Origin of the sequence: Paraclostridium sp. MRS3W1 (assembly GCF_032465715.1) — a bacterium.
GTDB lineage: Bacteria > Bacillota > Clostridia > Peptostreptococcales > Peptostreptococcaceae > Paraclostridium > Paraclostridium dentum.
This window is the reverse complement of sequence record NZ_JAWDJM010000006.1, coordinates 34251-50338: the sequence shown is the minus strand read 5'-3', so window position 1 is coordinate 50338 and position 16088 is coordinate 34251. Positions and strand designations below refer to the sequence as shown.

The following is a 16088-nucleotide window of genomic DNA, read 5'->3' as shown; positions in this document are numbered from 1 at the left end:
CTCATATGGAGCTTCATTGTTTTAATAAAAATGAACTTATAGTTCTTAAAAATACAAATCCAGATTACTTATATTTTCTTGTAGAGGGAACTGCTATTAAACTAGAAAATTTTTTTGATAATAATAATATACTTAAATCTTCTATAAATAATTTAAATATTATTGGCTCTTTAGAAATATTTACAGAAAATAAATTTGAATATAGTTTAAGAGCTTTAGATGAATGTATTTTTATAGGAATACCTGTATCAATTATAAAGGATATAGCATTTAAAGACCCTACTTTCCTATCATATTTTTGTAAGAGTTTTGCAAGCTCTATTTACAATAATGATTTAGAAACAAGTTTTTTTAAAAAAGAAAAAGATGCTATATAGCATCTTATAAAAGGGAATAGATAGTGTTAAAGTCTATCTATTTTATATAGAGTTTTTTTGTACTAATAAAACAAAAAAAGCCATGAAAGTTTTAAAACCTTCATGGCCTCTTTGAGTCATATGTACTTATACCATAATGATAGCAGAATCATTTATGCTTCGCAACTACTATATTTAATTATTATAATTTTAAATATCCACTTTTTATTTTTCTATGTATAGTAGAAGAATCTATCCCTATTTGTTTTGATGCTTGTGTAATAGAACCATATTTATCTATTGCTCTAGGTATAATTATTTGATCTACTATTTTATATGCTTCATTTAAATTTACAATACCATTTACAACTATTGGAGATTTCAAGTCATTTTCCTTAGATAAATCATCTAAATTTATTAGCATGTTAAACTCATCTTCTCCTATCGTATTTTTAACTGATAAAACAACAAATCTTTCGATAATATTTTTCAGTTCCCTTATGTTTCCAGGCCATGAATGATTATTTAATAATTCCATAACCTTAGGAGAAATGCTTATTTCTCTATTATATTTAGTGTTGTATAAATCTAAGAAATATTCAACCAGAGGCATTATATCTTCTTTTCTTTCTCTTAATGGAGGTATTTTTATAGGTATAACACTAAGTCTATAATATAAGTCCTGTCTAAATTTCAAATTATCATGTAAATCCTCATTTGAAATATTAGTAGCACTTACATACCTTACATCAATTTTTATCGGCTTAGTTCCTCCAACTCTAGTAATCGTATTTTCTTGTATAACTCTAAGTAATTTTTTTTGCATTTGAAGTGGCAATTCGCCTATTTCATCTAAAAATATAGTACCTCCATTTGCTTGCTCAAAAAGACCTTTTTTCCCAGACTTTTTAGCTCCAGTAAAAGAACCTTCTTCATATCCGAAAAACTCTGATTCTAGGAGCTCATTAGGGATTGCACCACAGTTAATTGCTATAAATGGTTTATCCCTTCTATGACTATACTTACATATTTTTCTAGCTATAATTTCTTTTCCTACACCGGACTCTCCAGTTATAAAAATGGAAGAATCAGATGCTGCTGCTCTCTTTACTACATTTTTTATATTATCCATAACTTCACTTTTACTTATATATTCCGAGTTAGTGGCTGTTGTACAATCTTTGGCGTGAGGAGAATCTAAGTTTATAACTCTAGAAATATCTCTACCAGTTAACACTCCCCCTTTTACTTCTCCCTTGTTATCCCATATAGGAACTGCTGTGTATGCTATAACTTTACCTCCAGGATAAACTATATTTTTATAAGTTTTTTTCTTAACTCCTAGCATATTTAGTATTATCGGTTCTTCTACTAATCCCATATAAACTAGTTTGTCAATTTTTCTCCCAAGAACTTCTTTTCTTTTAAATGGTAATATTTCATCACATAAGCTGTTCATCTTTTCAATGACACCATCTTTATTAAATATAACTACAACTTCATCTATATGTTCAATTATGTCCTCTACAACCTTATCTGTTATCATAGATTTTTCAAATAAATAAATATACTGTAATTCATTTTTATAATCTCTAATCGAATAAACGTCTACGAACATATTTAAATCTCTAAGCTGTATTTTTTTTCTATTGTTTGAAAAATAGTCATTTTCATTAAATGTACTATCCAAAACAGATATATTTGATGGCTTGTCCACATCAACAAAATTAAAAATCTTTTTCATTTGTGCATTAAAATCTAGTATTTCCCCAGTTTCACTGCATAAAATTGCTGGATTTTCTAAGTGATTAATAAAGCCCCTAAAATCATTATACACTCTATTCAGCCCTTCCTTATTTAGTAAATTACACCCCTATTAAATATAAAAAACCATTTTCCTACCTAAGAACATTATATCATCTACAATCCATTAATTATAAAATTATTGTTATTTTTTTATTAAATTTGTCATTTTATCTAATTTAATATGTTTTTTTATATTTTTATGTAATTGGTACTAATGAAATTTAGCCCTAATTATATACTTAGACGCTAAATTAAATAATCCTTGTATATAATATTAAATCACATTATACACAAGGATTATTTTGGTTAGGTTTACTATAATATATAAGTTTTTACGACTAGATTAATTTTATAAAATCTATGCATTAACTAGTTCGATTAAATCATCTACACTGTCAAGTTTTTCTGTAAGTAATGGAACTATCTCTTTAACATCTCCTACTATACCATAATCTGCTATATCAAGTATTGGAGCTGTTTCATTTTTATTTATAGCTATAATAAAATCAGAGTTTTGCATACCTGCTAAATGTTGTATAGCTCCAGATATACCACAAGCTATATAAAGGTTAGGTTTAACAGTAGTTCCTGTTTGCCCAACTTGATGAGAGTGGTCTATCCATCCAGCGTCAACAGCTGCACGTGATGCTCCTACTACTCCACCTAATTTATCAGCTAATTGTTTTAACATTTCAAATCCTTCAGGACTTCCCATTCCAAGTCCTCCAGATACTATTATATTTGCATCTGTTAAAGATACTAAATCTTTTTTAGTCTTAACAGTTTTTATAACTTCTACTCTTATATCATCTTTACTTAAGTTAAATGATATAGGAACTATTTTTCCATCTCTAGAATCATTTTTCTCTGCTTTTTCCATAACTCCAGGTCTAACTGTAGACATCTGAGGTCTAGTGTTAGGGCATATAATTGTAGCCATTATATTACCACCAAACGCTGGACGAGTTTGTTTTAACTTTTTATCATCTGGATCTATTTCAAGTTTTGTACAATCTGCAGTAAGACCAGTACTTACTCTTGAAGCTATTCTTGGAGCTAAGTCTCTTCCTATATGTGTAGCTCCATAAAGTACTATTTCTGGTTTAAATTCATTTATTGCATCAGTTATAACTTTTGTGTAAGCATCAGTTGTGAATTTTTCTAACAATTCATCATCTGCAGTATAAACTGTATCTGCTCCATAAGCAACTAATTCTTTAGCCATAGAATCTACATTTTTACCTAATAATATTGCACAAAGGTTAACACCTATTTCATCAGCTAATTTTCTACCTTCTCCAAGTAATTCTATTACAACTGGTGTTATTTCACCATCTCTTTGCTCTGCAAACACCCAAACATTTTTATATGAGCTAAAATCTTTTATATTTTCATTTATATTTGTATTCATCTTAACCTCCAACTTATATAATGTGCTTTTGTTTTAGTCCTACTAGTACCGTATTCACAATATCTTCTGGATTACCTTTAAGTATTTCCCCTTTACCTCTTGGATCTGGTGTAAATGATTTAAATACTTTTGTTGGTGATGCTTTAAGTCCTACTTCTTCTCTATTTACATCTAAATCGTCTATAGTCCAAACTTTTACTTCTGTTTTAAATGCTTTTACTATTTTATCAACAGACATATGTCTTGGTTCATTAAGTTCTTTAACAGCTGTTAAAAGAACAGGTTTTTTTACTTTAATTACTTCGTATCCATCCTCTAATTGTCTTTGTACAGTTACTGTATCTCCATCTATAGAGAAATCTTGCACATATGTAACTTGTGGTATATCAAGTTTTTCAGCAATTTGTGGTCCAACTTGAGCTGTATCCCCATCTATAGCCTGTCTTCCAGCAAATACTATATCATAATCGCCTACCTTTTTGATTCCTGCTGCTATTGTATTTGAAGTTGCCCAAGTATCAGCTCCTCCAAACGCTCTATCACTAAGAAGGATTGCTTCATCAGCACCCATAGCTAAACACTCTCTAAGCATAAAGTCTGCTTGAGGAGGTCCCATAGTTATTACTGTTACTTTTGATCCTTCATGTTCATCTTTTAATCTTAATGCCTGCTCTAATGCATTTGCATCATCAGGATTTAATATACTTGGAACACCATCTCTTATAAGAGTTCCTGTCTCTTTATTTATTCTAACTTCATTAGTATCTGGAACTTGTTTAACGCAAACTAATATTTTCAAAGTCTTTACCTCCATTTAACTAGTATAAAATATTTTTAAAGGTTTAATTTATTTTAAAATGCTTGAAGATATTACCATTTTTTGAACTTCTGATGTACCTTCATATATAGACATTATTCTAGCATCTCTATATATTCTTTCGATTGGATAATCTTTTATAAATCCATATCCACCATGTAATTGTAATGCTTTATAAGCAACTTCATTTGCTATTTCAGCTGCATAGTATTTAGCCATAGCAGATTCTTTAGTCATATTTACTCCTGCATCTTTCTTTTCAGCTGCATCGTAAACTAACCATCTAGCTGCATTTACTTTTGTTTCCATATCAGCTAAAGTAAATTGAGTATTTTGGAATTTAGAAAGTGTTTTCCCAAACTGTACTCTTTCTTTTGTATATTTTATAGCTTCATCAAGTGCACCTTGTGCAATACCTAATGCTTGAGCTGCAACACCTATTCTACCAGCATCAAGAGTATTCATAGCTATTTTAAATCCTATACCTTCTTTTCCTAATAAGTTTTCTTTTGGTACTTTTACATTTTCAAATATTAGGTCTGAAGTTTGAGTTCCTCTTATACCCATTTTATCTTCATGAGCTCCGTGAGAGAATCCTTCCCATTTACTTTCTACTATAAATGCAGATGTTCCTTTTAGACCTTTTGATCTATCTGTAACTGCAATTACTATAGCAACATCACATATAGGAGCATTAGTTATAAATGTTTTTCTTCCATTTAATATATAATAATCTCCATCAAGTTCTGCTGTTGTTTGTTGTGCTGAAGCATCAGATCCTGCTCCTGGTTCTGTAAGACCAAACGCTCCTATCATTTCACCTGATGCTATACCCCTTAAATATTTTTGTTTTTGTTCTTCAGTTCCATAGTTAAGTATCGGTAATGATACTAGAGATGATGCTGCAGTTGCATAAGTTCCAGTTGATGCACATCTTCTACTAAGTTCTTCCATTATTATTGCATATGATACGTAGTCTGAACCTGCTCCCCCATATTCTTCAGGTACAGTAACGCTTGTATATTTTGTTTTAGCCATTTTGTCTAATAATTCTCTTGGCATTTCCCCAGTTTTATCAATTTCTTCTGGTAAAGTTGCCAATTCTCTACTTACGAAGTCTCTTACTGCTTTTCTTAAAAGTTCTTTCTCTTTATTAAATAACATATTCTCCTCCATTTTATATTCTAAAATTTTTGATATGAGATATTATTAAAAACGAAATCCTTATAAATAATACCTATAATCAGTGCATCTATTTAGTTTATTAAATATAAAGATTTCGCTTGTTACAAATATAAATTTTAGGCGAAGCTAAGCATCTCAGAGAAGGCTTGCACACGAGTTCTTACTTGCTCATTGTTTGATGTCTGTTGATCTACTTCTATATATAGAGTAGGAATATCGCTTGATTCTATATCCTTTTTAACTACTGGATAATCATATTCCTCTGGATCACAGAATTTCATCATACAGAATACTACCCCATCTGCTCCTTTAGCTTTTACTTCATCAGCTATCATAGAACCACGTTTTTTATCTGGATCATAAGCTAATGAACAGCCTTCTACATTTGACCATTGTCTTGCTAATCTTTCTAAAGCATCTTTTCCATCTGGAACTAAAGTTCTAAATTGTCTAGATTCTTGAGCTAAATCATCTGCAACAACTGTTATATTATTTTCTTCTAATATCTCTAAGATATCTTTTGAGTCCAGTGATATACCAGTAAGTACAACTTTGCTTCCTGTACATTCTTCAACTTGCATTTTATTTAGTTTAGATATAAGATTTTTAACTAAATCAGTATGTTCCTCTTTTCTCATAAAGAATCCACTTTTTATAACTAAGTTTCTAACTGAAGGTGTTATTGTTTTTGAATACTTAGGAGCTAACGCTACAAACTCTTGCATTACTCTTCTATGTTCATTGTAAACTTCTATACTTTCATGTAATTTTTCTTCTGTTATTTCATGACCACATATTTTTTCTAATTCTTTTTTTACATGTTTAAATTCATTAACTAAGTATGTTACCCCTGAGTCTAGTTTTCTGTTTTGTGGATAAACTAAAGCTATATAAGGTACTTGTGGAACTGCTACCTTCCAGTTTTGACCTAAACATATTAATGTATCGCACATTCCAGGTATTATAACAGCTGAAAGTTCATTGTAAGCTCCTTTAAGTCCATATTCTAGAGATGATTGCATTATTGAACATGCAAATGCTGGAAAATACTGTTTTGCTAGATCTAATTCAGTATGTCCACCCCATATACCTACAGGAAACATTCCTGCTGCATGGATTATTTCTTCTGGACAATAAACTGGGAAACATCCTATAGCTTTATTTCCAGTATCTTTTTTAAATTTTTTGATAACCTCATTTGGATTATCAATTACCTCTTGCATTCTTGCTAACATAGCTTCCATTATATTTCACCTCTGTTAAGATTTTTTCTCTCATCCATAACTTCAACTAGACCTTGTATTCTAGTTTCAAATTGAGCCTTAGTAAATCCTCTAGGATCTGCTTGGTCTCCATCAAAACCAGCTGATGGTATTCCTGTAATTTCTTCAGTTTTTCTTTGCATTTCATACTGAATTAAACTCATAAGCTTACAGCTTCTATTCATATGATAGAAAGCTCCATCACATTTACCATCTCTTAATGAGTTAACTCTAAACTCTGTCATTTGATCTAAGTTAACATTATTGAACATTCCACTATAAGCTCTTGCCATTCCATCTAAATCATTAACTTCATATTGAAGAGCCCATGCATGTGGGTAAACACTACCTGTCATATTAACTCCATATTTAGCTAGTGTTTTCATTTTATATCCTATATAAGGCCAACAAGGAATTCCTTCCATCATTATTCTATATTTTTCTTCTCCTCTAAATGTAGAGACTTTATTTCTTTTATTTTCTTCTAATTCATCTATTAAAAGTTTAAATGCTTCTGTAGTTTCCTTTTTACCTCTTGCACAAACTATTACTGCCATATAAGTGAATAAATCAAATCCATTCATTGGAGATGGATCTGAACCTTCAGGTAAACTCATTGAGTATTTCCAAAGTCTACCGTTCTCAGCAGATGTCTTCATTACATCTTCAAACTTTTTAGGATCAAATTTTTTGCCTGATATTTTTTCAAGTTGTGTTATAGCTTCTTGGAATTGAGCTTTTATATATTCAACCCTTTCATCTGTAACATGATCTTCATCATTGAAAGGTAAATCTATCATTATCATAGGTATATTTAACTCTTTTGATATATTTTCATACCATTTTATTACTTGGTTACATATATTGTTGCAACATAGTAAAAAGTCTGGCTTTGGCATATCTAAAGTATCACTTTTTCCTTTTTCTAAAAAACCAAAATTTGTTCTAGCATAAGCACATAAATCTATAGAATATCCTTGAGCTTCTGATCTTTCGCATAAATCTAATGATTCTTTTTTTGCAGCTACTCCTGCTGCTTGATTTTCTGGATAACATAAATTTAAATCAAATACCTCTGCTAATTCTTGAGGAAATACTGAAGTTGACCAACCAACAGGTCTACCTTCTTCTTTAGCTTTAAAAGCATTTGCATACTGTTGAGCTAAGAGCTCATTTATTACTGTTTTAGCATCTTTTTTTTCAGACATTTTCATCCCTCTTTACTATTATTTTTTTGTTTCATTGTAGGCATATATAGCTGCTCCTAAGGCACCTGTAAGTTGAGGTATCTCAGGAACTATTATATTAGTCCCTAACTCTCTTTCCATAGCTTTAACGACGCCTGAATTTTTAGCAACTCCTCCAACCATAACTACATCCTCTTTAAATCCAAGTCGCTTTACCAAACTGGCAACCCTTTTAGCAACTGAAGTATGTATTCCTGCAACTATATCCTCTATAGCTATATCATTTGATAAATGTGATATAACTTCTGATTCTGCAAAAACTGTGCATGTATTACTTATGGATACTTCATTTTGAGATCTCATTGATATATCTCCAAGATCAGATACATCCACTTCAACGATTTTTGCCATAACATCTAAAAATCTACCAGTACCTGCTGCACATTTATCGTTCATTAGGAAGTTTAACATAACCCCGTTATTATCTAACTTAAGTGCTTTAGCATCTTGTCCTCCGATATCTATTACTGTTCTAGCTGTAGGTACTAAAAATTTTACACCCTTAGTATGACAACTTAATTCACTTATTTGTTTATGAGTTTCAGCGTATTTCATACGCCCATAACCAGTTACTACAGTATTTTGAATATCAGAACCTTTTATATTAAGCTTTTTATACAAATCTTCAAGAACTCTAGCAGGCCCGCTAGTTCCTGTTCCTGAAGATATTGTAGAGTAAGCTACTATTTCTTTTCCATCTTTCAAAATAAGTCCTTTAGATGCAGTTGACCCTATATCTAATCCCATTGTGTACATTTTGAGCGCCCCTTTTTATCTCTAAACTAGCTCTTTTGAATCATCTAACTTAACAGCTTGAGAGTTAACCATATTTAATATTTCTTCTTCTGTATAACCTAACTCTTTAAGAACTTCTTCTGTATGTTCTCCTACTCTTGGAGCTGGTGTATATTCTTTTATTCCCATAGTTTTAAACTTAACTGGCCCGTTTACTAACACACCTTCATTTCCATTTGCATATTTAGTTTTAAATAGAAAATCGTTTGCCCAAGCTTGCTCATCTTCAAGTATATCTTCACAACTTTGAACTTTTTCAAATGGAAGGTCTGCTTCTTCTAATAATGCTGACCATTCATCTAATGTTTTCTCAAGCATTGCTTCTCCAACTATTTCAACCATTTCATCAACGTGTAATGGCATTACTTTTATATCATTGAATCTTTCATCTTCCATTATTTCTGGTCTATTTATAACGTTACAGAATTTTGGAAGCCATTTATTATATTGAATTAATGCAAGTTGTATCCATTTACCATCTTTACATTTATAAGTAGTCATAAGTGGACTATTTGGATTAGCTCTTGATATAGGCATTTTATTTCCATATTGAGCTGTAGTAATCATCATTCCCATTCCATAAAGTGCTGTATGGTATAAACTTACTGTTACTCTATCCCCTTCACCTGTCATTTGTTTTTTGTAAAGAGCTGCTAAGATACCTGCTGTTAATGAAACTCCTGCATAGTGATCCCCAAATGCTGCTGCTGTATTACAAGGAGAAGTTCCTTTTTCCATAAGAGATTGACTAACTCCACCTCTTGCAAAGTATGCTGTATAGTCAAATCCTGGTTTATCTTTTAATGGTCCATTTTCTCCATATCCAAGTATATGAGCATGTATAAGAGCAGGGAATTCATCTTTTAATTGATCATAAGTAAGACCTATTTTTGAAAGAGCTTGTTCTCTAACATTAGTGATAAATATATCAGCTTTAGCTAAAAGCTTATGAATTATTTCTACTCCTTCTTTTGTTTTTACATTTACACTTATACCTTTTTTATTTCCATTCTCTAATTCAAACATTGGATTTTCTTCATCTGTACATGGAGATTTGAAAGTTCCACCCATAACTCTTATTCCATCTCCACCAAGTGGCTCTATCTTAATTACTTCTGCGCCCCAATCCCCAAGTAATTTGGCGCAGCAAGGAGCTGCTACGAAACTTGATAATTCAACAACCCTAACACCTTTTAGTAATGCTTTATTATCCATAACTCAACCTCCTATAATTATAAACATCATATAATATTTAATTTAATTTAATAATTAATAATTCTAAAAATAAGTTTTAAAAACTTTTGAGATAAATTTTATTTTGATACTTATCTTGTTAAGCATTTATCGTGCCAAGTTTTATTTTTTTAACGAAATAGTTAATTTTTACACATTCTCTTATGTTTTATATTTTTATAATTCTATTAATTAATTTAATTTTCATTGCAAAATACATCTATCCTGTTGCAAAATGCAAGACTTTTCGTTTTTGTTATTTTTCAAATATATATTTCATTTAAATTTGATTGAAAATTTATCCATTTAGATTGTTGTAAAATTAACTAAGTGTATGTTATGATTTAATCATAATAGCATATTGTTAGTTAATTATTTAATTTCCATATGCTATTTATAGTTATGTGCTTTTTTATATTTTGACTATAATTTGTCATTATATAAATAATTATTATAATAGATGAGCTACTCATATAAATATATTGTTATAGTGTTTTATTTATATTACTTTTTTAATTGTATAATAGCTTGTCTATTAAAAAATAAGGGGGCTTTAATATGAAAATATTAATGTTTAGTACACGTGAACATGAATTACCTGCAATAGCAAAATGGATTGAGGAGAATGGGAACAATGTTCAAGTCGATACAATTGAAGAAGGCTTATCATCAGTGACTGTTGACAAAGCTAAAGGGTACGACGGAATTTCTATTCAACAAACTAATCCAATTGATGACGCTATAATTTATGAAAAATTAAAAGAATTTGGAATAAAACAAATAGCTTCTAGAGCAGCTGGTTTTGATATGATTGATTTAGACCTAGCTACTAAAAATGATTTAGTTATAACTAATGTACCTGCTTATTCACCAAACTCAGTAGCAGAACTTGCGGTAACTCAGACAATGAATCTCCTGAGAAACATGCACCTTATTAATAGAAATGTTAATACTGGCGACTTTAGATGGTCAGCTAATTTAATTGCAAGAGAAATTAGATCTACTACAGTAGGTATAGTAGGTACAGGTAAGATCGGTTCAACTGCTGCACAGTTATTTAAAGGACTAGGTGCAAATGTTATAGCCTATGATGCTTATCCTAACGAAGATCTAAAAGAAATTTTAACTTACAAAGATTCTTTAGATGATCTTATGAAAGAAGCTGACGTTGTGTCTTTACACACACCTCTTAATGAAAATACAAAACACATGATAAATAAAGATAACCTGAAATTAATGAAAAAAGATGCTTTTTTAGTTAATACAGGTAGAGGTGGAGTTGTTTGTACAGACGATTTAATTGAAGCTTTAGAAAATAAAGATCTATGTGCTGCTGCTTTAGACACATTTGAAACTGAAGGTACTTTCTTAAACAAAGTAATACCTCATCACGACCTTACTGATCCTCAAGTAAAGAAATTATTAAATATGGAAAATGTCCTATTTACTCATCATATAGGCTATTTTACTACTACTGCAGTTGATAATTTAGTAAGCACTGCATTAAATTGTGTAAAAGAAGTGTTAGCTACTGGTGATAGCGTTAATAATGTGTTGAAACTTGTAAATGCTTAATAGCTTTTAGCTATATTTAAATAAATTTATAAACTTAAGAGGCTATCTTAAATCACATAAAGTGACTTAAGATAGCCTTTTATTATATTTATATATATATTAATTTAATTTACTAATCACGGCATAATAATGCTACAGATTCAACGTGCATAGTATGTGGGAACATGTCTACTGGTTGAATTTCTTTACATTTATATCCTCTTTCATCTAAATAAGCTAAATCCCTAGCTAAAGTTGATGGATTACACGATACATATACAACTTTATCAGGTTCCATAGATACTATAGTATCTAGTACTGACTCTTCACATCCCTTTCTAGGTGGGTCTACAACTACTACATTAGCTGTTTTGCCTTCTTTGTATAACTTAGGAACTACTTCCTCTGCTTTACCTACAAAGAATTCTGTGTTTTCTAGTCTATTTAATTTCGCATTTATTTTAGCATCTTTTATAGCATCTCCAACAATTTCAACACCATAAACCTTTTTTGCTTTTTGAGCTAAGAATAAAGATATTGTTCCTATTCCGCAGTAAATATCAAATACTGTGTCATTTTCTTTTAAATCAGCATATTCTAATGCTTTATTATATAAAACTTCCGTCTGTGATGGATTAACTTGGAAAAACGATAATGGAGATATTTCAAAAACTAAATCTCCTATATAGTCATTTATCTTCCCATCACCATATATAATTTTGTTTTCTTTTCCTAAAATTACATTAGTTTTTTCTCTATTTGTATTTAAAACAAGAGTTTTAAACCCTGGCACATTTTCCTTTAATACTGAGGCTAATTCATTTAAATATGGAAGTTTCTTTCCGTTCGCTACTAAAACAACCATTACCTCTTTAGTTTCAAATCCAACTTTAGTTACTAAATGTCTTAATACTCCTGTATGAGTCTTTTCATCGTATATACTAACATTATAAGCTTTTATATAAGTTTTTATTATTTTAATTATTTTATCATTTACATCATGTTGAATTATACACTTATCTGTAGGAATCACATCGTGACTCTTCTTTTTATAAAAACCTATAACTGTTTTTCCATCTATTTTTTGTATTGGAAATTGAGCTTTGTTTCTATATCTAAATGGATTCTCCATTCCTAATGTTGGGTGAACTAGTGTATCATTTAATTTACCGATTCTACTAATAGTTTGCTTTACTTCATTAGTCTTTATGTCTAATTGCTTTTGATAGTCTAACTCTTGTATTTGACAACCTCCGCAATCAGATAGTTTATCTGAGCATACTCTTTCAACTCTAAATGGAGATTTTTCTATTATTTCTACTATTTCTCCAACTGCATAGTTTTTTTTAGATTTAGTTATTTTTACTTTTAACTTGTCGCTTATCAAGCCACCATCTACAAAAACTGTAAACCCGTCATGCTTACCAATTCCAACGCCACCTTGACCTATATCAACAACGTCAACTTCATACTCTCTGTCTTTTAATAGCATAGACTTTTCCTCCGAACATAATAATTAAACTACAAAAACTTATTTTACCAAAAAAATAGGAGCTTATAAAGCCCCTATATTAAATATAGCACAAATTTTTTGAATTTATAGTTTTATAATACTCTACTTGCTCCTCTATATATAACGCCTCTAGCTGTGTCAACTGTGATTACTTCACCATCATTTACTAAGTCCATTATATTTTTAGCTGAAACTACTACTGCTTTATCTAAGTTTATACCTACTATAGCAGCATGAGATGTCATTCCACCATCTTCAGTTATTATAGCCCCACATTTTTCTATATATGGATTCATATGTGCATCTGTCATATGAGTTACTATTATATCGCCTTCTTCGAAGTCTAAAACTTCATTTTTATTATCAAATATTCTTACTCTACCTTCTACAGTTTTAGTTCCTACACCTATACCATTAGTTATTTCTTCACTTACTACATGAACTTTTATTAAGTTAGTAGTTCCGCTAACTCCAACTGGAACTCCTGCAGTTATAACAACTAATTCTCCATTTTGTAAGTAAGAAGCTTCTTTAGCTGCATTTATAGAGTTTTCTATAACTTCATCTGTATTTGTAGCTTCGCTTGCCATTATAGGATATACACCCCAAGTTAAAGCTAATCTTCTCATAACTTTTTCATCATTTGTAGCAGCTATTATAGGACATTCCGGTCTGAACTTAGATACCATTCTAGCTGTGTGTCCTGAAGATGTTGAAGTTATTATAGCTGAAGCTTTTAAATCTACTGAAGTTGTACATGTTGCATGACTTATAGCATCTGTAACATTTACTCCGTTAAGTTTCTTATTTTTTAATAATTCATTGTAATTTAAAGTTTCTTCTGTTCTCTTAGCTATAGTAGCCATTGTTTTTACAGCTTCTACAGGGTATTTACCAGCTGCAGTTTCTCCTGATAACATTATTGCATCTGTTCCATCATATATAGCGTTTGCAACGTCTGTTACTTCTGCTCTTGTAGGTCTAGGATTTCTTATCATAGAATCTAACATTTGTGTTGCAGTTATTACTGGTTTACCTAATTCATTACATTTTCTTATCATCATTTTTTGAGCTATAGGTATTTCTTCTGTAGGTATTTCAACACCTAAGTCTCCTCTAGCAACCATTATACCATCAGAAACTTTTAATATTTCATCTATATTATCTACACCTTCTTGGTTTTCTATTTTAGATATTATTTGTATATCTGTAGCATTATTGTTTTCTAATACTTCTCTTATAGCTAAAACATCTGATGCCTTTCTTACGAAAGATGCAGCTATGTAATCTATACCTTGTTGTATACCAAATTCTATATCACTTATGTCTTTGTCTGTTATAGCAGGTAAATTTATTTTTACTCTTGGTACGTTAACACCTTTATGATTTTTAACTATTCCTGAGTTTTCAACTACACAGTGTATTTCTTCCCCTTTTACTTCCTCTACTCTAAGACCAACTAGTCCGTCATCTATAAGTATAGTGTCCCCAGTAGTAACATCTTCTGCAAGACCTTTATAACTTACTGTACACATTTCCTTAGTACCAACAACTTCTTTCATTGTTATTGTGAACTTTTGTCCTTCTTCTAATAAAACCTCTGGATCTTGGAAGTTTCCTGTTCTTATTTCTGGACCTTTAGTATCTAATAATATAGCTACTGGTTTATTTAATTTTTCTCTAACCTTTTTAGCCATATCAAATCTTTCTTTATGCTCTTCATGAGAACCATGAGAGAAGTTGAATCTGCATACGTTTAATCCATTTTCTACAAGTTGAGTTAAAGTTTCCTCGCTTTGTGATGCTGGTCCTAATGTACAAACTATTTTAGTCTTTTTTATCCCTTTTAACATGTTAGATCCTCCTAATTTATATAGATAATATTTTTACCAATTCATAAGTTTCATCATCAAATTTTCTTTTCATAGCTAAAGCTTCATATATATCTAAATCTATAATCTTATTATCTTTTATACCAACTACTCTAGCTGATTTACCATCTAATAATAATTCTACAGCACGTACACCCATTCTACTTGCAAGTATTCTATCGAATGCACTCGGACTTCCACCTCTTTGAACATGTCCTAATACTGTTATTCTTAAATCAGCTCCTGTTCTAGAAACTATTTCTTTTCCTAGCTCACTAGCGTTTCCAACCCCTTCAGCTAAAACAATTATACTATGTCTCTTTCCTCTTTTTTGAGTAGTTTTTAATCTTTTACAAACATCATCAATTTTGAAATCTATTTCCGGAACTATAACTGTTTCTGCTCCACCAGCAAGACCTGCATATAAAGCTAAATCTCCACAGTGTCTTCCCATAACCTCGACAATATTAACCCTTTCATGAGATGAAGATGTATCTCTTATTTTTCCTATTGCATCTATTATAGTATTCATTGTTGTATCAAAACCTATAGTATAATCTGTATATGGTAAATCGTTATCTATAGTTCCTGGTATTCCTATTGCTGGGAATCCTAAATCACTTAATTTTTGAGCTCCATTAAATGATCCATCTCCACCTATAACAACAAGACAATCTACTTTATATTTTTTAAGTATCTTTACTGCTACAGCTCTTCCTTCTTCTGTTTTAAATTCTTCACATCTAGATGATTTTAATATAGTTCCACCTCTATGTATTATATCCCCAACTGAAGATAAATTCATTTCTTGTATGTCTTCTTCTATTAATCCTTTGTACCCTCTATTTATTCCATAAACCTTGCACCCATAGTATATAGCAGATCTAACAACAGCTCTTATAGCTGCATTCATACCTGGCGCATCTCCTCCACTAGTTAATATACCTATAGTTTTCATTAACATTACCTCCTAGTTGATTAATATATTTCATTTTTTAAGGGACATTTTAAGTCCCTATATTATATTTTCATCCCAGT

At 30.6% G+C, this 16088-nt stretch carries 13 protein-coding genes; 2 read left to right on the top strand and 11 right to left on the bottom strand.

Annotated features, from left to right (window positions below):
• On the top strand, nt 1-377 hold a 377-nt coding region (locus RWY47_RS00395), incomplete at its 5' end, for a cyclic nucleotide-binding domain-containing protein (RefSeq protein WP_316030202.1).
• A gap of 181 nt (nt 378-558) precedes the next feature.
• Here RWY47_RS00395 and RWY47_RS00390 read toward each other — a convergent pair.
• The 8 genes from RWY47_RS00390 to RWY47_RS00355 form a co-directional block, all read right to left on the bottom strand.
• Nucleotides 559-2193 (bottom strand): sigma-54 interaction domain-containing protein, encoded by a 1635-nt coding sequence (locus RWY47_RS00390; protein WP_021430149.1) that lies wholly within the window; start codon nt 2191-2193, stop codon nt 559-561.
• A gap of 327 nt (nt 2194-2520) precedes the next feature.
• Complete coding sequence (locus tag RWY47_RS00385; RefSeq protein ID WP_142730847.1) at nt 2521-3573, bottom strand: electron transfer flavoprotein subunit alpha/FixB family protein; 1053 nt, start codon at nt 3571-3573, stop codon at nt 2521-2523.
• Nucleotides 3574-3586: 13 nt separating this feature from the next.
• On the bottom strand, nt 3587-4372 hold the full coding sequence (gene etfB, locus RWY47_RS00380; RefSeq protein WP_021430126.1) for an electron transfer flavoprotein subunit beta: 786 nt from the start codon (nt 4370-4372) through the stop codon (nt 3587-3589).
• 48 nt (nt 4373-4420) lie between these two features.
• Nucleotides 4421-5554 carry a putative isocaproyl-CoA dehydrogenase AcdB gene (acdB, locus tag RWY47_RS00375; protein WP_021430248.1) on the bottom strand — a complete coding sequence of 378 codons (1134 nt, stop codon included), beginning with the start codon at nt 5552-5554 and terminating at the stop codon, nt 4421-4423.
• A 137-nt stretch (nt 5555-5691) separates the two neighbouring features.
• Nucleotides 5692-6819, bottom strand: a complete 1128-nt coding sequence (locus tag RWY47_RS00370) for a 2-hydroxyacyl-CoA dehydratase subunit D (protein ID WP_021430140.1) — start codon at nt 6817-6819, stop codon at nt 5692-5694.
• Nucleotides 6819-8045, bottom strand: coding sequence for a (R)-2-hydroxyisocaproyl-CoA dehydratase subunit HadB (gene hadB / locus RWY47_RS00365; RefSeq protein WP_021430236.1), 1227 nt, complete (start codon nt 8043-8045; stop codon nt 6819-6821). Before hadB ends, RWY47_RS00370 begins: the two co-directional genes overlap by 1 nt.
• A gap of 18 nt (nt 8046-8063) precedes the next feature.
• The gene (locus RWY47_RS00360; protein WP_168932395.1) at nt 8064-8840 is read right to left on the bottom strand and encodes an acyl-CoA dehydratase activase; all 777 of its coding nucleotides are present in this window, start codon (nt 8838-8840) and stop codon (nt 8064-8066) included.
• 21 nt (nt 8841-8861) lie between these two features.
• Nucleotides 8862-10094, bottom strand: a complete 1233-nt coding sequence (locus tag RWY47_RS00355) for a CaiB/BaiF CoA transferase family protein (protein WP_021430265.1) — start codon at nt 10092-10094, stop codon at nt 8862-8864.
• Nucleotides 10095-10670: 576 nt separating this feature from the next.
• Between RWY47_RS00355 and RWY47_RS00350 the strand changes: the two genes are divergently transcribed.
• Nucleotides 10671-11687, top strand: coding sequence for a D-2-hydroxyacid dehydrogenase (locus RWY47_RS00350; RefSeq protein ID WP_025162313.1), 1017 nt, complete (start codon nt 10671-10673; stop codon nt 11685-11687).
• Nucleotides 11688-11799: 112 nt separating this feature from the next.
• Here RWY47_RS00350 and rlmD read toward each other — a convergent pair whose 3' ends face one another.
• The 3 genes from rlmD to pfkA all read right to left on the bottom strand — a co-directional run bounded on the left by rlmD (nt 11800) and on the right by pfkA (nt 16008).
• Nucleotides 11800-13158 (bottom strand): 23S rRNA (uracil(1939)-C(5))-methyltransferase RlmD, encoded by a 1359-nt coding sequence (gene rlmD / locus RWY47_RS00345; RefSeq protein WP_168932396.1) that lies wholly within the window; start codon nt 13156-13158, stop codon nt 11800-11802.
• 113 nt (nt 13159-13271) lie between these two features.
• Nucleotides 13272-15032, bottom strand: coding sequence for a pyruvate kinase (gene pyk / locus RWY47_RS00340; protein WP_025162312.1), 1761 nt, complete (start codon nt 15030-15032; stop codon nt 13272-13274).
• Nucleotides 15033-15048: 16 nt separating this feature from the next.
• The gene (gene pfkA, locus RWY47_RS00335) at nt 15049-16008 is read right to left on the bottom strand and encodes a 6-phosphofructokinase (RefSeq protein ID WP_021434155.1); all 960 of its coding nucleotides are present in this window, start codon (nt 16006-16008) and stop codon (nt 15049-15051) included.
• Nucleotides 16009-16088 lie beyond the last annotated feature (80 nt).